We start from the raw sequence: 26,445 nt of genomic DNA on the forward strand, positions 1-26,445 counted from the left end.
TCACTTGAATCAATTGGCTAATGCCAAACAGTCAATTTTTCTGGGTTACGCATAACCCAAATATCTTTGATTCGTCCTTCTTTTATATAAGTGGAGATCACTGTAACAGTGTGACCTGCCACCTTACCGACAAGCCCTGGCTCACCATTAACTAGCTCCTCCTCGATCTGGAGATTATGTTGACGTTCAAATGCTGAAAGGAAAAATTTGATAATTGCATCCCGGCCATATAATGGTTCGGTAGCGGCGCTGGCAAGGCCGCCGCCATCAGTGCTGGCACAAGCTCTTTCATCTAAGACTGCAACCAGTTCCTTGATGTTGCCTGTAAGCCATGCAGCTCGGAAAGCACTATTAACACGCCGATGCTCCTCTGAAGAGTGTGCAAAATGACATTCTTGATTGACCCGCTTTCGCCCGGATGAGGCAAGCTGACGACATGCTTGTGGTGTTCTGTTAACAATCTCACTGATTTCCTCAAACGAATATTGGAAGACATCATGAAGAATAAAGCTGATACGTTCAGCAGGGGTCATCTTATCCAGGACTATCATCAATGCCATAGAAACCGAATGTGCAAAGATAAGATTATCGGCTGGATCGGCGGCTTCAGATGATTCAACCGTAGATATCCAGTATTCGTCTTGTGAGACAGGTTCAGGCAACCATTCTCCAATATAGATTTCACGTTTTGACTTGGCCGATTTAAGCTTATCGAAACAGATCCGGGTGAGTGTTGTTCGTTGCCAAGCGATAGGGGACACAATCTGCTCACGTTCTGTTTGAGTAAGTTTGTGCCACCGTAGATAAGTTTCTTGCACAGCATCTTCAGCATCTGGGATAGTTCCCAAGAATCTATACGCCAGCGATTCAAGTTTGGAGCGGTTAGAATATACTTGAGCTGGGTCTTCTCCCCTCAGCTTACTTACCTGTTTCTTCATATTCATTCTATTTTTCTTAACTCAATTCTGAGGAAAACAACCTAGGTATTGTTCTCCTCCGACTTCATAATGCCAGCAAGTGCTACTGACGCTGAATTCCCTTAGAAGAAGGAAAGAGATTTATATAGAACATAGAATCTATACCCGTCGCCTTTCAAGTTGTCTCTTTGTTGGATTCGCTCCCTTGCCGCCGCAATGCGTCTTGAAATCCATTGGGTATAAATCTAATGGGTAATTAAATATTTCTATAGTGTATACAATAAAACATCTATATACGTATATATGCGAAGTAGTAACAATTTCTAAGCCCCCCTCTAAAAATGTTCTAAGCTTTAATGACGAGAAACAAGGTGAAAATGTCAGGCGCAATACCTGAAAATAAATATTTTTTTTCGAATGACCTGACATATTGAACTGCTGAATCGTCTATGTATTAGACTCAACAAGGTACAAGCTAGCGAGTCTCTGCCTGCAAAAAGCTGGCATAACCTACTCTATCCATTGAGGAGAATGTGTAATGTCTGAAGTTACATTCATTAATGTCATCGAAGTCGATCCAAGTAATCAAGCTGAAGTCATCAAACTATTGCAAGAGGGAACTGATTCGGTCATTAGTAAACGACCTGGTTTCATTTCTGTAACCTTGCTAGCCAGCAAAGATGGGAGCCGAGTCGTAAATATTGCGAAATGGAAAAGCATTGCTGACATTAAGGCAACTCAAGCTGACCCAGCATCAATAGAATTCGTAAAGCGCACCGCAGAGCTAGCTAAGGCTAGCCCAGGAATTTATGATATTGTTGGACATTACTCCAGTTGAGTTCTTATTATAATGGCCTGATCTTAATGACATTAGGTTCCAATGTCTTGAATATTTATTAATTGTTAGAATTAATATGACTACTTATTAAGTCATAGATGAATAAAAAAGTATGAAAACTCTTTGGGTCTGGTTTTAACCAGATCCTAGAGTTTTTTAATATTATTATGGCATAATGACTTATTACAATAATTTCTAAACTGTAATTATTTCATTAACCTCTGCAAAACATAATCCTTAGAAAAACATAATCCTTAAAAAAACAAAGTAAATATAATTAAGTTTACGTACAGGTTTAGTTTGACCGCAATGTCAGCAGACTACTACTATCGTGACAGTTATTACGATATTCCACTCAAAAAACGTAGGAATACAAGATTAACACTTTAGAGTCATAACCATAAAAACGAATTTTGCTGATGAATTCAGGAGATGTTTTGCATCCCCTGAATTTAGAAAGAAACGTTTTGGTAGATTAGGATTGTGAAACACCCATGACTTTAAATTCAATAGTCGCCACGTATCCAGTAGCAGGCGTTTTTTCATAACGCCATTTTCTCATGGCATTTCTCACTGCTCCTTCAAAGACATTTCTGGGGGTTGCAGAAATAATCTCGATATTCTTAACTCGACCATTTTCATCAATATCAAATTTTACCGTTACCGTTCCCTCTGTACCCAATTGCTGAGCTCTGGATGGATAATCGGGTTTTGGCCTGTTCAATGCCTTTGGCCCTTTTTGCACATCCCCTTTTTCACTAATAGCATGATGATCCGTTTTTTGATCACTCAAATTCTTTGCCATCTGAGGATTCTGATCAGAAACAGGCTTCAGCGGTTGTTCTGAAGTTTTTTCTGGCTTTTTCTCTATTGGTTTAAATGCTTTCTTGACAATTTTTTTCACTTCCGGTTTTTTCACTTCCGGTTTTTTTTCAGGTTTAGGTTTTGGCAGAGCAATTTTCGCAATAGGTTCTGGCTCAGGTTTCGGTGGTTCAGGAAGTGATTCAGGCATGGCAGGTTCAGAGATAGATGCCTCTTCAGCCGCCAACTGGATCATGGCAACAGACATAGGCGCAGCTTCTGGCTGTTTTTCAGGTTCAATAGCCTGAAAAAGCGCCGTAGCAATAGAAATATGTAAACAAACGGAAAGTAGTATCGGCCAATGTATCCAACGCATAAGAGAATTCTTACTTAGCAGCATGATAGTCAGTTTTCAGATAGCCATTAGTTTAAATGCAAATGACTATCATATTCAATAAAGATTCAAAACATCTGTATTCATCATCTTTCAAGTTGCTGCTTTGTTAGCTGTGCGGCGTTGACTGTGCTGCAACCTGAAATTTGGGATCAAGCACCTAGGTACATATCATGCGGAACATCATGTTAAACCCATTCTGCGTTATGGATGAATAGAATTGATCTACGACGCTTATAAGCACCTAGCTTGCGCGCTGTATAGATACGAAAATTACGGCGCGTTTGCCCTTCCAACCAACGACGGCGACGACGGATACTTTGACGGAGCATTCTCCAACGCCCTACTTCTCTTCTACTGTGTTTCATAAGATATTCCAGGCTAATTCTCTCATTGGGTGAATAACATTATTCTTAATCGTCACTATTAGAGATGTCAACCAATTGCCAATTTTGTCCACGAACCTGACACAAATAGTGTATTGTTCGAAAGGGTATTACTCGAAATCATAAATTTAATGACTATTATAAATAATTCATGATTTATTCGTATCAAATTGTATACAGTTCATGGGCTAATGTAAGCCATTAACGTGTTAAGTAGTCATGATATTCAACATAGTTAGCACCTCTTTTGTTAAAATTACTTTAACTATTTAATTGATGATATTAAGTTGATCGTTTGCCCAAATTTCTAGAAACTTACGGTAATGACTGCATGAAATACTTAAATAAGCAGTACCTAAATAAGCAGTACTTAAATAAACAGTACTTAAATAAACAGGATTGATTGCTACGTATGACAACTTTCTACTCTGTACTAAGCTGGCTGGCGATTTTCTTATACTGGTTAATTATTGCGGGTATCACCATCCGGGTTTTGATAAAACGTCGCCCCGTGACATCAGCAATGACTTGGGTACTTATTATTTACATCATCCCTTTAGTCGGTATCGTTGCTTATTTGTCATTCGGCGAATTGTACCTTGGTAAACGTAGGGTTGAGCAGGCCAAACAAATGCGCTCTTCTGTAGCCAAATGGCTAGCAGAGTTAAGAAAATCCCCTCAAATTTTTGCCGATGAGAATAGTGAAGTTGCTACTCCATTGTTTCAACTGTGCGAGCGCCGCCAAAAGCTCAAAGGTGTCAGAGGCAATAAAATGCAGTTAATGACGTCTTATGATAACTCACTGAAAGCGATTGTTAATGATATCGAAAATGCCAAATACAATATCGAGATGGTGTTCTATATATGGCAATCCGGAGGGCTGGTCGATCAGGTCACTGATGCCCTGATGCGCGCAGCCAAACGCGGTGTGAAATGTCGAATCATGGTGGACTCAGCAGGGAGCTGGCAATTTTTCCGTAGCCCTTACCCTGATATTATGCGGAAGGCAGGTATTGCCTTTGTCGAATCGCTGAAAGTCAATATATTCCGTTTATTTTTGCGGCGCATGGATTTACGTCAGCATAGAAAAATTATTCTGATCGATAATCATATTTCATACACTGGCAGCATGAATATGGTCGACCCACGTTTTTTTAAACAAGATGCCGGTGTCGGTCAATGGATCGATATCATGGTGAGAATGGAAGGCCCAGTTACAACAACTTTGGGGATCATTTACGCCTTTGACTGGGAGATGGAAACAGGTCAGCGTCACCTTCCTTCCCCGCCAGACAGTATCATCATGCCCTTGGAGCAAGCCAGTGGTCATACAGCTCAAGTGATTGCTTCCGGGCCAGGGTTTCCTGATGAATTGATCCAACAGTCTTTAATGACCGCTATTTTTTCTGCCCGCAAACAACTTATTCTTACTACCCCATATTTTGTTCCCAGTGATGATTTAATGCATGCAATTTGCACTGCGGCTATGCGTGGTGTGGATGTCAACATTATTGTGCCAAGCCAGAACAACTCATTTCTTGTTCGCTGGGCCAGTCGTGCGTTTTTTTCAGAATTACTGGAAGCGGGCGTGAAAATTTATCAATTTGAAGATGGTTTGCTACACACCAAGAGTGTTTTGGTCGATGGACAACTCAGTATGGTCGGCTCTGTCAATTTAGACATGCGCAGCCTGTGGTTGAATTTTGAAATTACAGTTGTGATTGACGATGAACACTTTGGCAGTGATTTAACGCGGGTTCAACAAGACTACATTATGCGTTCAACATTGCTTGCAAACAGCAAATGGGAAAAACGTCCAGTGTGGCATCGTATTCTTGAACGTATTTGCTACTTTTTCAGCCCGCTTTTATAGCTCATGACAAATATAGCTCATGGTAAAAAGCAGAAAGAAAGCAAATTGGTCAATAATTCTTTCAACACGAATAAAAGTATTCATTCAATATAGAACATGTTTTAATTTCACTTTGTTATTAATCTCGGACATTGCCATTATGGAACATCAATCGACACATTCTATGCAATTGGATTTAAACAACCGAATGACTGAAGATGAAGCGCTTGAAAAAGCTTACGATATCTTTTTAGAACAAGCGCTTTCTAATCTCGATCCGGCTGATAGCCTATTGTTTAATCTGCAATTTGAGGAACGGGGCGGCGCTGAATTATTGGGTCCTTCACGAGTCTGGCTTGAGCATGTTGATTTTGAATTAGATCCGGACTTTTTTTCAGAAGTTATTATTGGATTGGCGGAATCAGATGATGCCGAAATTGATGATATCTTTGCCCGTATCTTGATCTGCCGGGAAAAATCTCACTCTATTTGCCATATTCTATGGAAAAAATAATAATTCTGTCTTCTTTAATATGTCACCCTGACCGATGAAAATGCCCTCATTATGAGGGCATTGAATTTAAATTCGTGACAATGTCACGCTGACATATTTGCATATAACTGACTAGAGAGGGTCAACCTTTAAGCAAGACACTGCATGTTTAAAGCTTCCCTCAAGCAATGGTCGGGTTTTCGCACATTCAGCATCTGCCATTGGACAACGGGTACGAAATACACATCCGGATGGGGGATTAATCGGTGAAGGGAGTTCTCCCTCCAACAATTCAATATGTTTGTTGCGCTCTTTGTCCGGATCGGGGATTGGTACTGCCGACATCAGAGCACGGGTATATGGATGCAGCGGATTATGATAAACCTCGTCGTAAGTGCCTAATTCTACAGCATTCCCCAAATACATCACCAATACGCGGTCTGATATGTGTTTTACTATCGATAAGTCATGGGCAATAAATATCAGGGAAAGCCCCATTTCCCGTTGTAATTCCTGCAACAAGTTAACGACTTGTGCCTGAATGGAAACATCAAGTGCCGAAACAGGTTCGTCACAGATAACTAATTTAGGCTCCAGAATCAAGGCGCGAGCAATACCAATACGCTGGCACTGCCCTCCAGAGAATTCATGAGGGTAACGGTTTATTAGGTTAGGCAACAACCCTACCCGCATCATCATCTCTTTGACTTTTTCTTTTACCTCCCCATCTTTCATTTTGGGGTGATAAGTTCTTAATGGCTCTGCGATAATATCGCCAATGGTCATGCGCGGATTTAACGATGCCAGCGGGTCTTGAAAAATCATCTGGATATCATTGCGAATATCCCGCCATTGCTTGTTATTCATATCCAGCAGGCTCTGACCAAGCCATGATACTGCACCACCCGATGCTTTCACCAGCCCAATCACTGCTCTGGCAAGGGTTGATTTCCCGCAGCCAGATTCTCCCACAACTCCCAGAGTTTCACCTTCATATAACCTTAAGGTAACGCCATCTACCGCTTTTAAGGTTTTTGCTGACTGCCAAAACCACTGTTTTCCATCTTTAATATCAAAATAAACTTTGAGATCGTCAACTTCCAATAAGACGCGTTTTTCAGCTATTGTGCTCATACCAATTCCTCCTGGCGTTTAAAGCAGGCACGCAAGCGCCCCATGCCAAATTTTTCCAACTGCGGCTCCTCACAAGCACAACGCTCAGTAGCAAATTGGCAACGTGGCTGAAATGGGCATCCCTTTGGCAAACGCAATAAGTTAGGAGGATTGCCTTGAATTGTTTCCAGTGCTTCTTCATCGCCATCCAGACGAGGAACAGCATTCAATAACCCGATCGAGTACGGATGTGTAGGATGGTAAAACACATCACGTGCCGTGCCATATTCCATTGTTCTCCCTGCATACATGACTAACACTTTGTCACAAATGCCGGCAACCACACCCAAGTCATGGGTAATCATGATGATGGCAGTGTTAAACTCTTTTTTCAGCTCGTTGAGCAACGTCATGATCTGTGCCTGAACTGTTACGTCCAGTGCAGTTGTTGGCTCATCGGCAATCAACAGCTTAGGTTGACACAATAGTGCCATTGCAATCATGACTCGTTGACGCATACCACCAGAAAACTCATGCGGGTACATCTTCATGCGCTTCCGCGCTTCCGGCATCTTAACGGCATCCAGCATGCGGATGGATTCTTCAAAAGCTTCGCTTTTACCCATATTTTTATGCAGCATCAATACTTCTGTTAATTGATCACCCACCCGCATATAAGGGTTAAGGGAAGTCATGGGATCTTGAAATATCATCGAGATCTCTTCTGCCCTCATCCGGTTCAATTCTTTTTCTTTCAGATTGAGGATTTCTCGTCCATTAAAGGTGGTAGAACCACTGACAGAACCGTTACTGGCCAATAACCCCATTAACGCAAACGCTGTCTGTGATTTACCTGAGCCAGATTCCCCGACGATCCCCAGTGTTTCGCCGGCCTGTAAGTCAAAATTCAATTTGTTCACGGCAGTCACATTGCCGTCAGGAGTGCTGAATACTACATTCAGGTCTTTTACCGATAAGAGTAATTCAACATTTTTCGAAGTTTCTACGCTATTCATAGGCTCTCCTTAACGGTCTTTCGGGTCGAGGGCATCTCGCAGGCCGTCACCAATAAAGTTAAAACAAAACAGAGTCATTACCAGAAAGCCTGCCGGAAATAACAGTAACCACGGAGCCACTTCCATTGAGTTGGCACCATCACTTAACAAAGCCCCCCAACTACTGAGTGGTTCCTGGGTTCCCAAGCCAAGGAAGCTCAAAAACGATTCAAACAGGATCATACTGGGGACGAGCAATGAGGCATAAACCACGACAACCCCCAATACGTTTGGCACGATGTGACGCAAAACGATATGACGGGTAGAAACCCCACCAACCAACGCGGCTTCAATGAATTCCTTGCGTTTTAAACTCAATGTCTGACCACGGACGATACGCGCCATGTCCAACCACGATACCATGCCTATCGCAACGAAAATTAACAGGATGTTTTGACCGAAGAAAGTAACCAGAAGGATAACGAAGAACATGAATGGGAAAGAATTGAGGATCTCCAACAAACGCATCATGAGCATGTCAATTTTGCCACCGAGATAACCTGACGTTGCACCATATAGGGTGCCAAATAACACGGCAATCAAAGCTGCGGCAATTCCGACCATCAATGAAATACGTCCGCCAATAGCTACACGAACCAACAAATCACGTCCCGATGAGTCAGTGCCAAGATAGTGTTTGGATTCAAAATCCGGCGGCATCGTCATCATATTCCAATCAGTGTCATCGTAAGCAAATTGAGACAGCATCGGGGCTAAAATTACAAATAATGTGATTAGAAATAGAATACATAAACTCGTAATCGCTGCTTTGTTGTGTATAAAACGACGGCGTGCATCCTGCCATAAACTGCGGCCTTCAATTTCCAGTTGCTCAGAAAAATTTTCCAGAGCTTCGCTATTTTTTTTATTCAGTAACATTGCGTGCTCCAGTCTTAGTAACGAATTTTCGGATCAATGACGGCATACAGCACATCAACGATGGCATTAAACATAATGGTCAAGCCCCCCACCAAAATCGTCAAACTAAGTACCAGTGAGTAATCACGGTTTAATGCGCCATTTACAAATAATTGCCCCAACCCCGGTAAACCGAAAATAGTTTCGATAACCATGGAACCTGTAATGATGCCGACGAAGGCTGGACCCATATAAGAAATAACTGGCAATAAAGCGGGTTTTAGTGCGTGACGGAAAATAATCTTCCGCAATGGCAAGCCCTTAGCACGTGCTGTACGAATAAAGTTGGAGTGTAAGATTTCGATCATAGAACCGCGGGTAATACGGGAGATACTGGCAATATAGGAGAGGGAAAGTGCCACCATCGGCAAGAGCATATATTTAGGTGCCCCACCATTCCAGCCTCCTCCCGGTAACCATTTTAATGTAATAGCGAATATCAAAACCAATAAGGGGGCAACCACGAAACTGGGTATCACAACCCCTGTCATGGCAAACCCCATCACCGTGTAGTCCCATTTTGTATTCTGGTTCAATGCGGCAATAACCCCTGCACTGACCCCGAATATGACTGCCATAACAAAGGCTGCAAATCCCAATTTAGCAGAAACAGGCAAAGCTTCTGCAACCAGATCATTGACACTGTAGTCTTTATATTTAAATGAAGGACCAAAATCCCCTTTGGAAAGCTGGATTAAATAATTGAAATATTGTTTATAGATAGGATCATTCAGATGATATTTCGCTTCAATGTTTGCCATAACTTCTGGCGGTAGCTTCCTTTCCCCCGTGAATGGGCTACCCGGTGCAAGCCGCATCATAAAAAACGAAATAGTAATAAGTATAAAAAGTGTCGGGATCGCCTCTAAGCAGCGACGCAAAATAAATTTTAGCATTGCCCGTTCCTATTGTTTAGCCAAACCATGGCTTTTAATTATCTGACAAGTGGATGACCCAACCGGATCATCCACTAATTCCTAATGTTTTATTATGTACAGATCTTTGGTATGGAAATTATCTAATGGGTCCTTTCCGGTATAACCACCAACATAAGGTTTTAGTAAACGAGAATTTGTATAGTAATAGATTGGAACAATCGCAGAATCTTTATCTAATTGAGCATTAGCTTTGGCATAAATTTCAGCTCGTTCTTCATCAGTTTTTACTTGGAGTGATTGTTTCATTAATGCATCAAATTCTTTGCTCTTATAATGAGAAGTATTGTTACTACTATGGGACAACATGGGATTCAGGAAGGTAGAGGCTTCGTTATAATCAGCACACCATCCAGCGCGGGCAATGTCATAATTACCCTGATGGCGGGAATCAAGGAAAGTTTTCCATTCCTGATTTTCGAGGGAAACATCAATACCGATATTCTTTTTCCAAATGGAAGCAGCGGCAATGGCTAATTTTTTATGCAGATCGGAAGTGTTGTACAGTAGTTTAATTTTCAGGGGATTATCTCTAGTAAACCCGGCCTCAGCTAAAAGTTTTTTTGCTTCTTCATTACGCTGCTGCTGATTCAATTTAGCATACCAGTCTGGTTTTTCATCTTTAAAATCGGCGATATAGGGTGGTGTATATCCATAAGCGGGTATATCCCCCTGATTTTTCACCTTATTAGTCATAAGATCGCTATCCATACCCAGCTTCAGTGCAGTACGTACTCGTGGATCGTTGAATGGTGGCCTTTCATTATTAATTTCGTAGTAGTAAGTGCACAATTTCGGGTTAACACGTAATTGTTCAGGGATCTCTTTTTTCAATTTTTGGAATAATTCAATCGGTAAGTTGTCATAGCTCATCTCAATTTCGCCAGCCCGATAGCGGTTAACGTCAGTGACTTCGGAGGAAATAGGCAGCACAGTAACTTGATTAATGATTGTATTTTTATTATCCCAATAAGTCGGGCTACGTTCGAAGATAAGCCGTTCATTGATTACCCAACTCTTCAGTTTATAAGCGCCATTGCCAACAAAATTTTGTGGTTGTGTCCATCTCTCGCCATATTTCTCTACGGTTCCACGATGAACCGGTGATGTACTTGTATGGACAAACAATCTGACTAAATAAGGTACAGGCTCGCTGAGTGTTAATTCTAACGTATGATCATCCAATGCTTTGACACCCAATGTTTCCGGCTTTTGTTTACCTCTGATGATATCGTCAACATTAAGAATATGCGCATATTGAAGAAAACTTGCATAAGGAGATGCGGTATTTGGATCTGTTACTCGGCGCCAGCTGTAAACAAAATCCTGTGCAGTGACAGGGTCACCATTGGACCATTTTGCGTCTTTACGTAAATGGAACGTCCAAACCTTAAAATCCTTATTTTCCCAACTTTCCGCAACTCCCGGTATAATTTTACCGTCAGGATCGTTGATCACCAGAGTTTCAAACAAATCACGTGCGATGTTGGATTCAGGCACGCCTTCAATTTTATGCGGATCCAATGACTGGGGTTCAGAGCCATTATTGCGAACCAACACCTGTTTTGCAGCGTCTGCAAGTTGCACGCCAGCGGGTACTTGCGCTGCAAAGGCCTGCCCCATCATCATGCTTAGTGCTACCGTAATGCCAATAGCAAGTTTTTTCTTTGTTGTATTTATCATTTTATTCTTACTCCACTTGAAATCATCTGACCCATTAAAGTCATATCCACACATTGGGATGGTTATTATCCGTGTGCAAAAATAACCATTTCGTTTACAGCAAGACAATACTTTGTAATAACGATCAATTACTCACCTTTTTAATGTATAAATTCTTTAAATCAACATAATCCAACGGATCTTTTCCTGTCATTCCACCAACCGTCGGACGAATGAGGCGCACGCTGACACGGTAATAAACCGGTATTAATCCTGAATCTTTATCAAGCTGAGCTTCAGCCAACTGATATAATTCCTTACGTGTCGCATCATCTTTAGCAATAAGGGCTTGGTTAAGATAATTATCAAAAGCGGTACTTTGATAGAAAGTGGTATTGTTGCTGCTACTTGACAACAATATATTCAAGAAAGAAGAAGGTTCGTTATAATCGCCACACCATGTCGCTCTCGCAACATCATAATTCCCTTGATGGCGGTTCTGGAGAGAGGTTTTCCACTCCTGATTTTGCAAAGTGACCTTCGCACCAATATTTTTTTGCCACATAGAAGCTGCCGCGATGGCTTGTTGCTTGTTTTGCTCTGATGTGTTGTATAACAAAGAAAATTTAAGAGGATTATTGGCATCAAAACCAGCTTCTTTCAACAATTCCCTTGCTCGTTGATTACGCTGTTCCTGTGTCCAACCTGCCCATTTTGGATTGAGGGTCAAACCACCACCAATATAAGTTGGAGTAAAGCTATACGCGGGGATTTGCCCCTGCCCCATAATTCTTTCCGTGATAATATCCCGATCAAGACTCAGTTTTATGGCTTCACGTACCCGCTTATCTTTAAACAGCGGTTTTTGGTTATTGATTTCGTAGTAGAACGTACACAAGTAAGGTGAAGTTTTTAATTGATCAGGAAGATCCCGTTTCATTTTTTGGTACAGATCAGGAGGAATGGCATTGTCAGTAATATCAACTTCCCCGCTACGATAACGGTTAACATCACTCACTCCTGAGACAATAGGCAGGAAAGTGCCTTTTTCAATGATGGTTTCTTTATTATTCCAGTACTGAGAATTACGCGTTAGAATAATTCGCTCATTGACCACCCAATTTTTTAATGTATAAGCTCCATTACCAATATAATTTTCTGGCAATGTCCACTTATTATCCCATTTTTCAATAACATCCTGTCTGACGGGTTTTACTGCTGTATGGCTCAACATATCAACCAGATAAGGAACCGGCTGACTAAGTGTGATTTGGAAACGACGATCATCCAGTGCCTTAACGCCCAATTGTTCTGGTGACTTGATGCCTTTCAGAATATCCTCAACATTCTGAACATAGGCATATTGTAAATAACTGCTATAGGGCGACCCTGTGCTTGGATCGGAGAGACGACGCCAACTGTAGACAAAATCCTGCGCAGTAACAGGCTTACCATCATTCCATTTGGCATCGTCACGCAAATAGAATGTCCATACTTTATAACCTTCATTTTCCCATCTTTCTGCCACACCAGGCACAGTTTCGCCATTTGGCCCAGTAGTTACCAACCCTTCCAACAAATTGCGGATAATGATAGTTTCTGGAGCACCTTCAACTTTATGCGGATCCAATGAAGTGACTTCAACCCCATTGTTAACGGTGACTTCTTGTTTTTCAGCTAAGGTCACTCCTGGAGGAATAATCGCAGCAATGCCCTGTACAGCAGGAAAAGATAATAAAACGATACTCGAAATCAACTGACTCAACTTTGATGTTTTTTTTCTCATTTTTCTTTTTCGCTCCAAATTATAAATCTACTAATTCCAATAATTTACTTATCGCGTTAACAAATGGTAATTAACCCCACTAAAAAACTATGACCACATAATAATTGTTATATAGTTTTTATAATAAATTTATTAAAACATTAAGGTAATTCATTTCCCTTGTATACAATTCATTCATACAATTAATGTAAGATGGTGATAGCAATGGGTTTTATTCTGTTATCTCAAGGCAATATTCATGAAATTCCATTGAAATAGAAAATAAACATTATTTTAACAAAATGCAATCACCGCAGAGTGAAAGTCCACCTTCATCACAAAACAGTGAAACAAGCCACCAACCAGATAAGATTATGAGAAGCAAAATAGTGTAATAAATCACAGTATTATTTTGAGGAAAGCACAGACTAAAAAGGAATAAAATATAAACAATGATTTCAAGGAAACAACGAAATTATGCAGAAATGATGTTATTGACTAATCACACTTTAATTGGTTACTCATTAGTTAAGTTTTGTTTAATACACTCTCATCCTGAGTATAAAATTTCATCTTATTACATTAATGGGTTAAATAAATACATAAGTTATCTTTGCTATATCACAGCAATCGTGATTATCAGCATCCCATCAGCAATACGAAACAAATCAATAGAGATCCCAAATACACAGAGGATCGAATCACCAACCGGATTTACTAACGCAAACAATCCCATAAAAAATTTAATATATCCAGAAAGCCCCAGCAATGATTCACCCACAATTAGCCCCTTTGATGCAAATAAAAAACATGTGCAATACCTAAAAAATACAATAAATAGAGGCTATTTCGTTACGTTAAATCAATTAATCCGATAATTCCTGCCAAGGAACAGCAATTTCCCTATTATAAAAATAAGTTAATAAAATGTATCTTTAGAGTTAAGTAAACATTTAAAACCACCAAATATTAACTCAATTCATTGTTCCAAACATAATAGCTGAATTGAGTCAGCTTAATGTTTTCATGATCTAAATCACAATACAAAAGTCTGTAAATGGTAAGCTGAATTCAACCTAAAATTTCAAGGAAAAAAACTATTCCTATATCAATTATTTTGTTAAGCAATTTTTTAAGGTAATTAGCGGTATTCATGATTAAATCCAAACGATTAATCTCATAACATTATTTGATAACTTAATCATCTTGCAGCTAATTACCTTAAAAAATTTAACATTTATCAGGAGTAATTTTTATGGCTGTAACTCAGATCTCAGAACTCAATGAATTAGTTGCCCGCGTAAAAAAAGCCCAACATGAATTTGCTAATTTTTCTCAGGAGCAAGTTGACCGAATTTTCCGAGCTGCTGCTCTTGCTGCTGCTGATGCCCGTATTCCATTGGCTAAATTAGCTGTATCTGAATCTGGCATGGGAATTGTGGAAGACAAGGTGATTAAAAACCACTTTGCTTCTGAATATATCTATAACGCTTATAAAGACGATAAAACTTGCGGTATCTTATCTGAAGATAATACTTTCGGTATCATTACTATTGCTGAACCTATTGGCTTGATTTGCGGTATTGTTCCAACAACAAACCCAACATCTACCGCAATTTTCAAAGCGCTCATCAGCCTGAAAACCCGTAATGGTATTATTTTTTCTCCTCATCCACGCGCCAAAAAAGCAACTAATAAAGCGGCTGAAATCGTCTTAAACGCAGCGATCGAAGCAGGTGCACCAAAGGATATTATTGGTTGGATAGATGAACCTTCCGTTGAGCTTTCAAATGCCCTAATGCACCACCCTGATATTAATCTGATTTTGGCAACAGGTGGCCCAGGCATGGTAAAAGCAGCCTATAGTTCAGGCAAACCCGCGATTGGTGTTGGTGCCGGTAATACCCCTGTCGTAATTGATGAATCAGCAGATATCAAACGTGCCGTTGCATCCATCCTGATGTCTAAAACGTTTGATAATGGTGTGATTTGTGCTTCAGAACAATCAGTCATCGTTGTTGATTCTGTGTATGAGCAAGTCCGTGAACGATTTTCAACTCACGGTGGATATCTTCTCCGGGGCAAAGAGCTAAAAGCCGTTCAAGACGTTATTTTGAAAAATGGCAACTTAAATGCAGCAATTGTTGGTCAGCCAGCAACAAAAATTGCTGAAATGGCCGATATCAATGTACCTGAAAATACTAAAATTCTTATTGGTGAAGTTATTCTGGTAGATGAAGCAGAACCCTTTGCCCATGAAAAATTATCACCACTGCTTGCCATGTACCGAGGAAAAAACTTTGAAGATGCTGTCGAAAAAGCCGAAAAATTGGTTGAGATGGGCGGTATTGGACACACTTCATGCCTCTATACCGAACAAGATAATCAAGCAGAACGCATTAAATACTTTGGCGACAAAATGAAGACTGCGCGTATTTTAATCAACACGCCTGCATCTCAAGGCGGTATCGGCGACTTGTATAACTTTAAGCTATCCCCTTCTCTGACACTGGGTTGTGGTTCTTGGGGTGGGAATTCTATTTCTGAAAACGTTGGACCAAAACACCTGATCAATACGAAAACCGTCGCCAAAAGAGCTGAAAATATGTTATGGCACAAACTTCCAAAATCAATCTATTTCCGACGCGGTTCTTTGCCCATCGCATTGGAAGAAGTCGCGACCGATGGTACTAAACGTGCCTTTATTGTAACCGACCGTTTCTTATTCAATAACGGCTATGCCGATCAGGTTATTAATGTCTTGAAATCTTATGGCATTGAAACTGAAGTGTTCTTTGAAGTCGAAGCAGATCCAACATTGAGCATCGTCCGCAAAGGCGCTGAACAAATGCATCTGTTTAAACCTGATGTCATTATTGCCCTTGGTGGTGGTTCCCCCATGGATGCTGCCAAAATTATGTGGGTGATGTATGAGCATCCCGAAACACATTTTGAGGAACTGGCTTTGCGATTTATGGATATCCGCAAACGTATCTATAAATTCCCGAAAATGGGTGTGAAAGCTAAAATGGTTGCCATTACCACCACTTCAGGTACAGGTTCAGAAGTAACACCTTTTGCGGTTGTAACCGATGACGTAACCGGACAAAAATACCCTTTGGCAGACTACGCATTGACCCCTGATATGGCGATTGTCGACGCAAACCTAGTTATGGATATGCCAAAATCTCTATGTGCTTTTGGTGGTCTGGATGCGGTGACCCACGCATTGGAAGCCTATGTTTCTGTTTTAGCCAATGAGTATTCTGACGGTCAGGCATTGCAAGCCTTAAAGCTACTGAAAGATTTTCTGCCTGCCAGTTACCACGAAGGTGCAAAAAATCCCGTTGCCCGCGAACGTGTCCATAATGCAGCTACCATAGCGGGTATTGCCTTTGCCAATGCATTCTTGGGAGTATGCCACTCCATGGCCCATAAACTTGGCTCTGAGTTTCATATCCCTCATGGTTTAGCTAATGCGCTGTTAATCTGTAACGTGATCCGCTACAACGCTAACGATAACCCAACAAAACAAACTGCATTCAGCCAATATGACCGCCCACAAGCACGACGTCGCTATGCGGAAATTGCAGACCATTTGGGATTAACCGCATCAAGTGATCGTACCGCTGTCAAAATTGAAAAACTATTGGCTTGGCTAGAAGAAATGAAATCTCAACTAGACATCCCAGCTTCAATTCGTGAGACAGGTGTGCAAGAAGCTGACTTCCTGGCGAAAATCGACAAACTCGCAGAAGATGCATTTGATGATCAATGCACCGGTGCTAACCCACGTTATCCATTAATTTCTGAACTGAAACAACTGCTGCTAGATTCTTTTTATGGCCGTGAATTCACAGAGCAGGACGAATCTCAGGAGGCAGCAAAAGCAAATAGAAAAAATAATAAGAAATAATAAGAAATGATAGACTGATTGATAAAACTTAAAAGGCGTTGGATTGCCCCAACGCCTTTTATTATTTCATTTTCTAACCTATTATTTCTTAGTCTATTTCTTAGCGTAATGGTTTTATACCACTCGATTACAACTGACGGCGTATTAGATCTTTTTTGCCTTAGCTTCACGAATAACGTCAGTATAGTGCCTACGACATACAGAGACGTATTTTTCATTACCGCCGATATCTACCTGAGCACCATCGTAAACAACGCTGCCATCGCTGCCAAAACGGAGCACACGGCTGGCTTTTCTCCCACAATGACAAATTGTTTTCAGCTCCACCAATTTATCTGACCACGCGAGAAGATATTCACTTCCACTAAATAACTCACCTTGAAAATCGGTCCTTAAACCATAACAAAGAACAGGGATATCGTCATAATCTACAATTTCACAAAGTTGTTCGACATGTTCTTTCGTCAAGAATTGGCATTCATCAATCAAAACGCAATGAACTTTTTCTGCCTCATTTTCACTTCTGATAAGCTCAGCAATATTTGTTTTTGGTGAAAACAACAAAGCTTCAGCGGATAAGCCAATACGGGAACTGACCTTTCTTTTACCGAATCGAGTATCGATTTCCGCTGTAAAGATCAACGTTCTCATTCCTCTTTCGTTATAGTTATAGGAAGATTGTAATAAGGAAGTTGATTTCCCTGCGTTCATGGCAGAATAATAAAAATAAAGCTGAGCCATTGGCCCGTCCATCCTCTTGTCAAATTTAATCAGGTGTTATATCAGCGTTAGTTTATCACAAACTCTGAACAAGATTATCCTTGTTATTGTCAAATATGGAGCAGCAGAAACAAATTAGAATGAATAAGAAAAGATTATTTTCATGATAATTATCACATTTGCGTATATAAAATCAACACCATAAGTATTTACTGCGTGCCAAATGAACAAAGTCAACATCAAAAGTAAATCGTTATTTCACTCCCATCATTTGAATATTAATAATCATGGTGGTTTACTTTTGTTCAATTCACACACCATAATCATAACCAATGGATTATCCATAAAAAAACTTTATCCCCACTCTTGCTCTTCAGTTTATTCACAGCAAAACAATTAACATTCCTTACGAATTGACTATAAATTAGTTTTATACCTCATGATTTCCTCCTTACTAAACTTTACAGTAATCCTTCTTCATACTTATTGAAAAATGGTAAGCTCAATAGCAGAATTAAAACACAATATATCGATTATCGAAAAAATTGCATTTTAAAATGACATGTTTTAGTCTGAGAAAGTAAATTCACTATTGCAGAAAATAAAATAGCATTCTATTATTATCCCTACATCAGCCATCATCATTATAATTTGAGACCAGGACAATGAGCGAGAATTTAAAATCTTTAAATAACATCCGTACCTTGCGCGCGCAAGCTAGAGAATGTGAACTTAGTACTTTAGAAGAAATGCTGGAAAAACTTACGACTGTTGTTGAAGAACGTCGCGATGAAGACAGCCAGGCTCGTGCACAAATAGAAGAGCGTACACGTAAACTTCAAGAATACCGTGAAATGCTGGAGAAAGACGGTATTGAATTAAGCGATTTAGTAGATGCTTTAAGTGGTAAATCTACTAGCAAATCTAAACGTGCTGCACGTCCAGCTAAATATTCATACGTTGATGAAGGTGAAATTAAAACCTGGACTGGCCAAGGCCGTACACCAGCTGTAATCAAAAAAGCAATTGATGAAGAAGGCAAAAAACTGGAAGATTTCTTAATCTAATCAGTTGATTTGTGAACTTAATGACAAAAATACCCTATCAAGGGTATTTTTGTTTTATGTTAAATATAACTAACTAGGTTAATTACGGGCTGATGTAGGAACGCGAAGAGTTATATTAATGACTAAGCCGTCTTAATATTCTCGATATGATAAAAAAATTTAACACTAACTTAGTTTTTTATTAACATAATCTTATAAAAAAGGGGCGATTAGCTCCTTTTTCTATTTTCACTATACCTGCTTCTGATAAAAGCCCAAATACCAATCTACAAACCGTTTTACCCCTTCCTTTACCGGAGTGTTAGGCGAAAAACCAATCTTATTGAAAAGTGCGCTTGAATCTGCACACGTTGATAATACATCGCCATCTTGAATGTCCATAAAATTTTTCTTTGCCTCAATCCCTAATGAGGCCTCAATAGCGTCAATAAAATCACCCAGTTTTGTCGGCTGACCATTACCGATATTGTAAACTCGATATGGCGCAGAGCTGGCAGATATCTGCCCATCTTCAACTAACCAATCTTTATTTGAAGTAGGAATAATATCCTGCAATCTGATTATAGATTCAACAATGTCATCAATATATGTGAAATCTCTCACCATATTGCCATGATTATAAACATCAATCGACTTACCTTCTAACATAGCTTTAGTGAATTTAAATAAAGCCATATCAGGACGCCCCCATGGACCATATACGGTAAAAAATCTCAATCCTGTTGTGGGCAGTTGATAAAGATGTGAATAGCTGTGAGACATTAACTCATCAGCTTTTTTTGTTGCTGCATATAAAGAAACAGGATGATCAACAGAGTCATCTGTAGAAAAAGGTTGCTTTTTATTTAAGCCATATACTGAACTGGAAGAAGCATATAATAGATGCTCTACACAATGATGGCGGCAACCTTCAAGAATATTGATATGACCGATGATATTGGCATCTATATATGCCATTGGGTTTTCTATTGAATAACGTACACCTGGCTGAGCACCTAAATGGATCACTCGCTGAAATTGATGTTTAGCAAACAATTCAGGTATTGCAGCTCTGTCAGCCAAATCTAATTTTTCAAATTTAAAATTTGAATGAGGGAGTAATAAATTTAATCTCGCCTGTTTCAAATTAACGTCATAATAATCATTGAGGTTATCAATACCGATAACCTCATGACCCATATTCAATAACCGCTGACTAACATGAAAACCAATAAAACCAGCAGAACCTGTAACTAAAAATTTCATATATTGACTCAAATGACTGGATTGATTGAGCTGCCACGACCAATGCCATAGTATATAAAACCACGTGATTGCAGGCGTTCTGGATCATAAAGATTGCGTCCATCAAAAATCACAGGAGTTTTTAATGAATCCTTAATCACATCAAAATCAGGTGCCCTGAAATTTTGCCATTCTGTACAGATAATCAAAGCATCAGCATCTTTTAGTGCCGCTTCTTTTGTTTCCATTAAAGAAAGATTATCACGCTGCCCATAAATACGCTGGGCCTCCTGCATAGCTTCAGGATCATACGCCTGAACTTTAGCACCACATTCCCATAACGTTTTCATCAATACACAGCTTGATGCCTCACGCATATCATCTGTATTAGGCTTAAATGACAGCCCCCAAACAGCAAATGTTCTGCCCGACAAATCATTACCAAAATGGCGTTTTACAAAAGTAGGTAATTTGCTTTTCTGTTTCTCGTTAACCTGTTCCACTGCCTGAAGAATTTTTGGCGTATATCCAATTTGTTCAGAAGTCCGGATCAATGCCTGAACATCTTTAGGAAAACATGAACCACCGTATCCACATCCAGGGTAAATAAAGTGATATCCGATTCGTGAGTCGGAACCAATTCCCTGACGTACATTTTCAATATCCGCTCCCAGCATTTCTGCCAAATTAGCAATTTCATTCATAAAACTGATTTTTGTCGCCAACATGCAGTTGGCAGCATATTTAGTCAGCTCAGCACTGCGGATATCCATGACGATCATACGATCATGATTGCGATTAAATGGCTCATACAGTTCACGCATTACATCAACCACATTGTCATTATCACAGCCAATAATAATGCGCTCAGGACGCATACAATCGGCAACAGCGGCTCCTTCCTTCAGAAACTCAGGATTGGAGACAACATCAAACGGAAGATCTATATTGCGCCCTGCCAATGTTGCTCGCATCACTGCTATGACTTTATCAGCCGTACCTACTGGCACAGTTGATTTGTCGACAATGACTTTATAACCATCCATATTTTCCGCAATGGTTCTGGCTACGGCAGTGACATACTTAAGATCAGCAGAGCCATCTTCATCAGGGGGTGTTCCTACTGCAATAAACTGTAATTTGCCATGAGCAATACCGGCTTTGGCATCCGTTGTAAAATTCAGCCGTCCTTCAGCATAATTTTTCTTTACTAAAGGCGTCAAACCCGGTTCAAAAATAGGGATTTGACCATTTTTCAGGTTTTCGACTTTTTGTGCATCAACATCAACACAAAGTACGTCATGCCCAACTTCAGCAAATACGGTTGCTTGCACTAAGCCTACGTAGCCAATACCAAATACAGTAACTTTCATAACACACCTTAAAGTACTAGTAGATTATTTTTCAATCTTATTTTGCAAGGCCATGATCCAATCCGTGAATGACTTGCCCAATTCATTATGTTTCATACCATATTCAACAAATGCCTGCATATAGCCCAATTTATTGCCACAATCATGGCTACGGCCCTGTAAGTGATAAGCCTCAACCGGCTCTTTTTCCATCAGCATGGCAATGGCATCTGTCAGTTGTATTTCATCTCCTGCTCCTGGTGCAGTTTTCGCCAATAATGGCCAGATTTTTTCGGATAATACATAACGACCAACAATGGAGAGATTCGATGGCGCTTCTTCTGGTTTTGGTTTTTCAACAACACGGACAATAGGTTTACTATCACCTGGCTGTAAATCCTCACCTAAGCAATCAACAATGCCATAATCCGAAACACTTTCCACAGGGACAGGTTCAACGAGGAGCTGGCTTGCGCCACTACTGTTAAAGCGTGATAACATTTCGCTCAAATTATATTTTGATAGATCAGTGCTGTACTCATCCAGAATGACATCGGGCAGAATAACAGCAAACGGCTCATCACCAATAAGGGGTTTAGCACATAGCACGGCATGTCCCAATCCTTTTGCAATTCCTTGACGGATTTGCATGATTGTCACATGATTTGGACAGATAGACTGTATTTCGTCCAATAATTGGCGCTTAACTCTTTTCTCAAGAATCGCTTCCAACTCAAAACTAGTATCAAAATGGTTTTCTATCGAGTTTTTGGATGAATGTGTGACCAGAATGATCTCATTAATGCCAGCCTTGATACATTCATTGACGACATATTGAATAAGTGGTTTATCTACCAAAGGAAGCATTTCTTTCGGAATGGCTTTGGTCGCTGGCAACATCCGGGTCCCCAAACCAGCAACGGGTATAACAGCTTTTTTTACTTTTTTATTTGTGACTGACATTACATCGTCTCCTACTACTATGTTTTCACTGAAAAACTCCTTTACAGCTTAAACAATAGCATTAACTCTCAGAAAAAATTGTATGTGTGAAGAAAATCGCACTCGCAAAAAATAATACGCACAAGTATACCAGTTAATTCGACCAGATATACAGTGCGCTAGCCTCTAATCACATTCCAATGATTAGATATCAGTCGTTACCATAAAATAAGGCTTAAAAGTTATAAATTTATTGAAGGAATTATCTTTAATATGTTAAAGGGAATTTTTCTATCTCAATGAATTCAAATAGCCAGTTAGTGAAGAGCAAAAAACTGGCTTATCTTCGACAATTAATATTCTCTTTCCTCGCAATTCTTTTTCATAACGGCGGTCTTTACCAAACATTGCAGCTCTTGCCCATATTCGAGTATCATCGATCGATGATAGCCTAATAAATCTGTACTATTTATACTCTTCATATCTTTGCAAGATCACTGGTACTAACAGCAACCACTTTAAATAACTGGAGTTATTTTGACAAAAATGTGTCCCTGCGGCAGTGGCTCATCTTTCGCCCTTTGCTGTAGCCCCTATCTTGAAAACCATCACCCTGCCCCAAATGCTGAATCCTTAATGCGTTCCAGATATAGTGCTTACGTCACACAAAATGCAGACTATCTCATCACTACCTGGCACCCAGATTGCTCGGCTGAAAAATGGCGTACAGAAATAGAACAAAGTTTTGCTGGTGTACAATGGCTGGGATTAAATATCCTCGAAACTAATCAAGGGAAACATAATAACGAAGCCTATGTCGAATTTTCAGCTTGCTTTATTGAACAAGGAAAGCAAGATAGACAATTGATTCATGAGCGCTCACGTTTTTTGCGTATTGACCAATGTTGGTTTTATATAGATGGCATTCGTCCTCAAGTAGGCCGAAACAGCCTTTGCCCATGTGGTTCAGGCAAAAAATACAAGAAGTGCTGTGGTTAAATCAGTATCTAAATATTAAACATAACAATTCACACACAGTGAAGAATATTTGAGGATCTTGTAATCCATGCAAAACACAAACATGCAAAAAAAAATCTTGCGTACAATTTGTCCTGATTCCAAAGGATTAATCGCAAAAATCACAAATATTTGTTACAAGCATCAATTAAACATCGTTCAAAATAATGAATTTGTTGATCATCGTACTGGACGATTTTTTATGCGTACTGAACTGGAAGGTATTTTTAATGATGAAACCCTTCTGGCTGATTTGGATGGCGCCCTGCCAGCAGGTTCAAGCCGTGAATTAAATAAAGCAGGTCGACGCCGCATCGTTATCATGGTGACAAAAGAAGCACATTGCATTGGCGATATCTTAGTAAAAAGTGCCTATGGTGGGCTGGATGTCGAAATTGCAGCGGTCATCGGCAATCATACTACCTTGCAACAACTGGTTGAACAGTTTGATATTCCATTCCATTACATCAGTCATGAGGGATTAACCCGCGAACAACATGATGAAGCATTGATGGCTCAGATTGATCAATATAAACCCGACTATGTTGTACTTGCTAAATATATGCGAGTTTTAACACCAGCATTTGTTCAGCATTACCCGAATCAAATAATCAATATTCATCACTCATTCTTGCCTGCATTCATCGGTGCACGCCCCTATCATCAGGCTTATGAGCGTGGCGTGAAAATTATTGGCGCAACGGCTCATTATGTAAATGACAATTTGGATGAAGGGCCAATCATCACTCAAGATGTAATAAATGTAGATCATACTTATACAGCTGAAGAGATGATGCGTGCAGGACTAGATGTTGAGAAGAATGTGTTGAGCCAAGCATTACACTGGGTATTTTCTCAACGTGTTTTTGTATATGGTAATCGTACCGTTATTCTTTGATAAGAAGAAATGAAATAATAAAGTATTGTATCTATACTTGAGGGTTTCCTATTGATAGCATCACCCAATAGGTTACAACCCGATCACCAAGCTCAAAAAACAAGCGCTCGATACTTTATTTTCAATTATCTACTTTACAGCGGCGGCTTATTTGATATTATGCCGTCCGCTGACAACAACAGCATACAATTCAAAAATCTGGTGGGGTTCCCGAGCGGCCAAAGGGAGCAGACTGTAAATCTGCCGTCACAGACTTCGAAGGTTCGAATCCTTCCCCCACCACCATCAAAGACTCGCATTCCATTACATCCAAATCAAAAGAAAATCCTATTAAAAATCATATTAGTGGTTTATAAACAGTAAGTTATAACTCAACAACTTATAGAATGTATCGATTTGGAAAGTGCTAGCGCGTGCAGCATAACTGTGGACAGGGTGTAAAATTTTGTGCAAAAAAATGATGAGACGTGCAATATTTACATAAACTAATATCTACATAAATCAGTACCTACATAAACCAAAGGTGAGGAACGAAATGATGAACTCCCCTTCCTCACCACTATCAATAATCTATTCCAAGCTCTCAATGCATTACAAAATCAACAAATGGCTACTTCATTGCTTACATTAATCGTCGAAGCTCATCGCTATTTATTTAAAAAATCTGTTTAAAAAACCTGTTCAAAATAGACATGTTTGAAATAAAACAGATCAACAAAGCACTTTAGATTAACGACCAAATCAATGTTTTCAAAATTAATGCATTTGTTGGGCAAGTACCAATAGCGGAGCAAGGAATCTGATAGTTCGCTCCGCTTATGCAATCGGTTATTCCATATCGCTGACAGAGTCGATGAAACGATTTAACACGCTTGAATGAGATTTTGATTTGTAGACATAACACTGATTAAGTGCATCAGGCCGTGATATTGGAATGAAGCCTAGGCTTTCTCCCTCTTCCAACGCACCGGAGTGGGAATCTGTAATAAAAATATAATCACTTGACTGAATAAAATTGAGACAACATTCTATATTATCCATCTGACGAATATTAACTTTTTCTCCATTTTTTACCATTTCCTCTTCCAAACTCTTTATCAAATTGCCTTTATAGAGTACTGGGTCACATAACCATGTTCTCTTTTTTAACAACTGAGTAAAGTCCCCATTTACTTCATCTAATAACTCTCTACGGCAGCAGATCCCCAAATTTGGTCCATCAATTTTCCGTACAAGACTGAATCGATCACTAAGTACTTTTTCTGAACTTAAAATTATTGTATTGCCCTCATAGTCAACTATTTCATCAATGTTATCATAACTGAAGCGTAATATATTAACTTGAGCATTATTTCTGTCCGCTGCTTTATAAAGCGAAATCAGATGCTTTTTCTTACCCCAATCATGGTATATATTTACAACATTACAAATACTCCCGCTGATGTGTTTCTTTGTAATTTCTTTTTCTTTCAAATAGAGCTCTTTCAGGTCATTATATAACTCCACTCCGTCTTTGGTCAGAATCATCCCAAACTTCTCCCTTTTAAATAAGCGCTTTCCTAACGTCGCTTCAAAGTCTTTAATTGATTTAGCGACTGGGGGAGTCGTACGGTTCATCACTCTTGCCGCCTTGCTTAAAGAACCCATTTCCACCACCGCCATGAATGCTTCTAATTTACGAGAAAAAAACATAATTCACCGTTCCTATGTAACTTGTGGCTAAAATAATTTCCTTGAAATGGCCTTCTCATCAGGTAACCGCTAAATCAAACTTGATATTATGAAGGTATAATTTTGTACAATAAAAACAGATATTTTTCAAATGGCATTTATATAAAATGCCAGCCCCTGATGCAATAATGCGGTTTAGGTGAACTATATTATTCACCTATATCATGATGAATATTCCATCGTGATTATAAGCCATTAATAAATATAACCATGGCCTACAAGTTCAAATTTCTATCAGAGATTGATTAACTCTTCTACTTTTTCATTAATTAATTTTTGTAACGCATGCCATAAAATAAATTTCAAGGACAAAAACCCTCACGGGAAATTATAATATCAGGCGTTAAATATAACACGTTATAACTAGTGGATTATAATATATACATTAATTTACCACTTGTTAATTCTGTATTTTTTTATTATTTAAAAAACGATTCGACACTCTAAAT

21 protein-coding genes, 1 tRNA gene and 1 pseudogene are annotated in these 26,445 nt (G+C 39.5%); 8 read left to right on the plus strand and 15 right to left on the minus strand.

Features of this window, described 5'->3' with window-relative positions:
* Positions 1-17: 17 nt before the first annotated feature.
* Positions 18-944 carry an RNA polymerase sigma factor SigJ gene (sigJ, locus tag PSI14_RS00375; RefSeq protein ID WP_306309165.1) on the minus strand — a complete coding sequence of 309 codons (927 nt, stop codon included), beginning with the start codon at positions 942-944 and terminating at the stop codon, positions 18-20.
* Positions 945-1,455: 511 nt separating this feature from the next.
* Here sigJ and PSI14_RS00380 point away from each other — a divergent pair.
* Positions 1,456-1,755 (plus strand): antibiotic biosynthesis monooxygenase family protein, encoded by a 300-nt coding sequence (locus PSI14_RS00380; RefSeq protein WP_092520626.1) that lies wholly within the window; start codon positions 1,456-1,458, stop codon positions 1,753-1,755.
* A gap of 475 nt (positions 1,756-2,230) precedes the next feature.
* On the opposite strand, the gene tonB is transcribed toward PSI14_RS00380, so the two are convergent.
* Positions 2,231-2,956, minus strand: a complete 726-nt coding sequence (gene tonB / locus PSI14_RS00385; protein ID WP_273573860.1) for a TonB system transport protein TonB — start codon at positions 2,954-2,956, stop codon at positions 2,231-2,233.
* 182 nt (positions 2,957-3,138) lie between these two features.
* Complete coding sequence (locus PSI14_RS00390; RefSeq protein ID WP_273573861.1) at positions 3,139-3,318, minus strand: YciY family protein; 180 nt, start codon at positions 3,316-3,318, stop codon at positions 3,139-3,141.
* A 430-nt stretch (positions 3,319-3,748) separates the two neighbouring features.
* Here PSI14_RS00390 and cls point away from each other — a divergent pair, with 430 nt between their 5' ends.
* Both cls and PSI14_RS00400 read left to right on the plus strand, forming a co-directional pair.
* Entirely contained in the window at positions 3,749-5,209 is a 1,461-nt protein-coding gene (cls, locus tag PSI14_RS00395) for a cardiolipin synthase (protein WP_273573862.1), read from the plus strand.
* A gap of 163 nt (positions 5,210-5,372) precedes the next feature.
* Entirely contained in the window at positions 5,373-5,702 is a 330-nt protein-coding gene (locus tag PSI14_RS00400; protein ID WP_273574089.1) for an HI1450 family dsDNA-mimic protein, read from the plus strand.
* A gap of 111 nt (positions 5,703-5,813) precedes the next feature.
* On the opposite strand, the gene oppF is transcribed toward PSI14_RS00400, so the two are convergent.
* The 7 genes and pseudogenes from oppF to PSI14_RS00435 form a co-directional block, all read right to left on the minus strand.
* Positions 5,814-6,815 carry a murein tripeptide/oligopeptide ABC transporter ATP binding protein OppF gene (gene oppF / locus PSI14_RS00405; protein ID WP_273573863.1) on the minus strand — a complete coding sequence of 334 codons (1,002 nt, stop codon included), beginning with the start codon at positions 6,813-6,815 and terminating at the stop codon, positions 5,814-5,816.
* Positions 6,812-7,810 (minus strand): ABC transporter ATP-binding protein, encoded by a 999-nt coding sequence (locus PSI14_RS00410; RefSeq protein ID WP_273573864.1) that lies wholly within the window; start codon positions 7,808-7,810, stop codon positions 6,812-6,814. The genes oppF and PSI14_RS00410 overlap by 4 nt, the downstream gene beginning before the upstream one ends.
* A gap of 9 nt (positions 7,811-7,819) precedes the next feature.
* Positions 7,820-8,728 (minus strand): oligopeptide ABC transporter permease OppC, encoded by a 909-nt coding sequence (oppC, locus tag PSI14_RS00415; protein ID WP_273573865.1) that lies wholly within the window; start codon positions 8,726-8,728, stop codon positions 7,820-7,822.
* 14 nt (positions 8,729-8,742) lie between these two features.
* A complete protein-coding gene (gene oppB / locus PSI14_RS00420) occupies positions 8,743-9,663 on the minus strand; it encodes an oligopeptide ABC transporter permease OppB (protein WP_092518477.1) in 921 nt (306 codons plus the stop codon).
* A gap of 81 nt (positions 9,664-9,744) precedes the next feature.
* Positions 9,745-11,385, minus strand: a complete 1,641-nt coding sequence (gene oppA / locus PSI14_RS00425) for an oligopeptide ABC transporter substrate-binding protein OppA (RefSeq protein WP_273573867.1) — start codon at positions 11,383-11,385, stop codon at positions 9,745-9,747.
* A gap of 124 nt (positions 11,386-11,509) precedes the next feature.
* Positions 11,510-13,150: an ABC transporter substrate-binding protein gene (locus tag PSI14_RS00430; protein WP_273573869.1), complete on the minus strand. Its 1,641-nt coding sequence runs from the start codon at positions 13,148-13,150 to the stop codon at positions 11,510-11,512.
* A 601-nt stretch (positions 13,151-13,751) separates the two neighbouring features.
* Positions 13,752-13,910, minus strand: a pseudogene (locus PSI14_RS00435) (YchE family NAAT transporter); the annotation flags it as partial.
* Positions 13,911-14,384: 474 nt separating this feature from the next.
* Here PSI14_RS00435 and adhE point away from each other — a divergent pair.
* A complete protein-coding gene (gene adhE / locus PSI14_RS00440) occupies positions 14,385-17,045 on the plus strand; it encodes a bifunctional acetaldehyde-CoA/alcohol dehydrogenase (protein WP_273573870.1) in 2,661 nt (886 codons plus the stop codon).
* A gap of 144 nt (positions 17,046-17,189) precedes the next feature.
* Here adhE and PSI14_RS00445 read toward each other — a convergent pair whose 3' ends face one another.
* Positions 17,190-17,786 carry a thymidine kinase gene (locus PSI14_RS00445; protein ID WP_273573871.1) on the minus strand — a complete coding sequence of 199 codons (597 nt, stop codon included), beginning with the start codon at positions 17,784-17,786 and terminating at the stop codon, positions 17,190-17,192.
* Between the two features lie 644 nt (positions 17,787-18,430).
* Here PSI14_RS00445 and hns point away from each other — a divergent pair.
* The gene (gene hns, locus PSI14_RS00450) at positions 18,431-18,832 is read left to right on the plus strand and encodes a histone-like nucleoid-structuring protein H-NS (protein WP_273573873.1); all 402 of its coding nucleotides are present in this window, start codon (positions 18,431-18,433) and stop codon (positions 18,830-18,832) included.
* Positions 18,833-19,063: 231 nt separating this feature from the next.
* On the opposite strand, the gene PSI14_RS00455 is transcribed toward hns, so the two are convergent.
* The 3 genes from PSI14_RS00455 to galU are packed head-to-tail and all read right to left on the minus strand — an operon-like array spanning position 19,064 to position 22,371.
* Positions 19,064-20,077 carry an NAD-dependent epimerase gene (locus PSI14_RS00455; protein ID WP_273573875.1) on the minus strand — a complete coding sequence of 338 codons (1,014 nt, stop codon included), beginning with the start codon at positions 20,075-20,077 and terminating at the stop codon, positions 19,064-19,066.
* 8 nt (positions 20,078-20,085) lie between these two features.
* Entirely contained in the window at positions 20,086-21,429 is a 1,344-nt protein-coding gene (locus tag PSI14_RS00460) for a UDP-glucose dehydrogenase family protein (protein ID WP_273573876.1), read from the minus strand.
* Positions 21,430-21,453: 24 nt separating this feature from the next.
* On the minus strand, positions 21,454-22,371 hold the full coding sequence (gene galU / locus PSI14_RS00465) for a UTP--glucose-1-phosphate uridylyltransferase GalU (protein ID WP_273573877.1): 918 nt from the start codon (positions 22,369-22,371) through the stop codon (positions 21,454-21,456).
* Positions 22,372-22,887: 516 nt separating this feature from the next.
* Between galU and PSI14_RS00470 the strand changes: the two genes are divergently transcribed.
* The 3 genes from PSI14_RS00470 (at position 22,888) to PSI14_RS00480 (ending at position 24,550) form a co-directional block, all read left to right on the plus strand.
* Entirely contained in the window at positions 22,888-23,349 is a 462-nt protein-coding gene (locus PSI14_RS00470) for a YchJ family protein (protein WP_273573878.1), read from the plus strand.
* A gap of 67 nt (positions 23,350-23,416) precedes the next feature.
* Complete coding sequence (gene purU, locus PSI14_RS00475) at positions 23,417-24,265, plus strand: formyltetrahydrofolate deformylase (protein ID WP_273573879.1); 849 nt, start codon at positions 23,417-23,419, stop codon at positions 24,263-24,265.
* 200 nt (positions 24,266-24,465) lie between these two features.
* Positions 24,466-24,550 (plus strand) — tRNA-Tyr (locus PSI14_RS00480).
* A 543-nt stretch (positions 24,551-25,093) separates the two neighbouring features.
* On the opposite strand, the gene PSI14_RS00485 is transcribed toward PSI14_RS00480, so the two are convergent.
* Entirely contained in the window at positions 25,094-25,957 is an 864-nt protein-coding gene (locus PSI14_RS00485) for a helix-turn-helix domain-containing protein (protein ID WP_273573880.1), read from the minus strand.
* Positions 25,958-26,445: the final 488 nt, after the last annotated feature.

Source organism: Xenorhabdus anantnagensis (assembly GCF_028598555.1).
GTDB lineage: Bacteria > Pseudomonadota > Gammaproteobacteria > Enterobacterales > Enterobacteriaceae > Xenorhabdus > Xenorhabdus anantnagensis.

What these genes read in the sequence shown, in the direction of transcription:
- sigJ (WP_306309165.1), bottom strand. Translation starts at nt 944, where the DNA reads ATGAATATGAAGAAACAGGTAAGTAAGCTGAGGGGAGAAGACCCAGCT.
- PSI14_RS00380 (WP_092520626.1), top strand. Translation starts at nt 1,456, where the DNA reads ATGTCTGAAGTTACATTCATTAATGTCATCGAAGTCGATCCAAGTAAT.
- tonB (WP_273573860.1), bottom strand. Translation starts at nt 2,956, where the DNA reads ATGCTGCTAAGTAAGAATTCTCTTATGCGTTGGATACATTGGCCGATA.
- PSI14_RS00390 (WP_273573861.1), bottom strand. Translation starts at nt 3,318, where the DNA reads ATGAAACACAGTAGAAGAGAAGTAGGGCGTTGGAGAATGCTCCGTCAA.
- cls (WP_273573862.1), top strand. Translation starts at nt 3,749, where the DNA reads ATGACAACTTTCTACTCTGTACTAAGCTGGCTGGCGATTTTCTTATAC.
- PSI14_RS00400 (WP_273574089.1), top strand. Translation starts at nt 5,373, where the DNA reads ATGCAATTGGATTTAAACAACCGAATGACTGAAGATGAAGCGCTTGAA.
- oppF (WP_273573863.1), bottom strand. Translation starts at nt 6,815, where the DNA reads ATGAGCACAATAGCTGAAAAACGCGTCTTATTGGAAGTTGACGATCTC.
- PSI14_RS00410 (WP_273573864.1), bottom strand. Translation starts at nt 7,810, where the DNA reads ATGAATAGCGTAGAAACTTCGAAAAATGTTGAATTACTCTTATCGGTA.
- oppC (WP_273573865.1), bottom strand. Translation starts at nt 8,728, where the DNA reads ATGTTACTGAATAAAAAAAATAGCGAAGCTCTGGAAAATTTTTCTGAG.
- oppB (WP_092518477.1), bottom strand. Translation starts at nt 9,663, where the DNA reads ATGCTAAAATTTATTTTGCGTCGCTGCTTAGAGGCGATCCCGACACTT.
- oppA (WP_273573867.1), bottom strand. Translation starts at nt 11,385, where the DNA reads ATGATAAATACAACAAAGAAAAAACTTGCTATTGGCATTACGGTAGCA.
- PSI14_RS00430 (WP_273573869.1), bottom strand. Translation starts at nt 13,150, where the DNA reads ATGAGAAAAAAAACATCAAAGTTGAGTCAGTTGATTTCGAGTATCGTT.
- adhE (WP_273573870.1), top strand. Translation starts at nt 14,385, where the DNA reads ATGGCTGTAACTCAGATCTCAGAACTCAATGAATTAGTTGCCCGCGTA.
- PSI14_RS00445 (WP_273573871.1), bottom strand. Translation starts at nt 17,786, where the DNA reads ATGGCTCAGCTTTATTTTTATTATTCTGCCATGAACGCAGGGAAATCA.
- hns (WP_273573873.1), top strand. Translation starts at nt 18,431, where the DNA reads ATGAGCGAGAATTTAAAATCTTTAAATAACATCCGTACCTTGCGCGCG.
- PSI14_RS00455 (WP_273573875.1), bottom strand. Translation starts at nt 20,077, where the DNA reads ATGAAATTTTTAGTTACAGGTTCTGCTGGTTTTATTGGTTTTCATGTT.
- PSI14_RS00460 (WP_273573876.1), bottom strand. Translation starts at nt 21,429, where the DNA reads ATGAAAGTTACTGTATTTGGTATTGGCTACGTAGGCTTAGTGCAAGCA.
- galU (WP_273573877.1), bottom strand. Translation starts at nt 22,371, where the DNA reads ATGTCAGTCACAAATAAAAAAGTAAAAAAAGCTGTTATACCCGTTGCT.
- purU (WP_273573879.1), top strand. Translation starts at nt 23,417, where the DNA reads ATGCAAAACACAAACATGCAAAAAAAAATCTTGCGTACAATTTGTCCT.
- PSI14_RS00485 (WP_273573880.1), bottom strand. Translation starts at nt 25,957, where the DNA reads ATGTTTTTTTCTCGTAAATTAGAAGCATTCATGGCGGTGGTGGAAATG.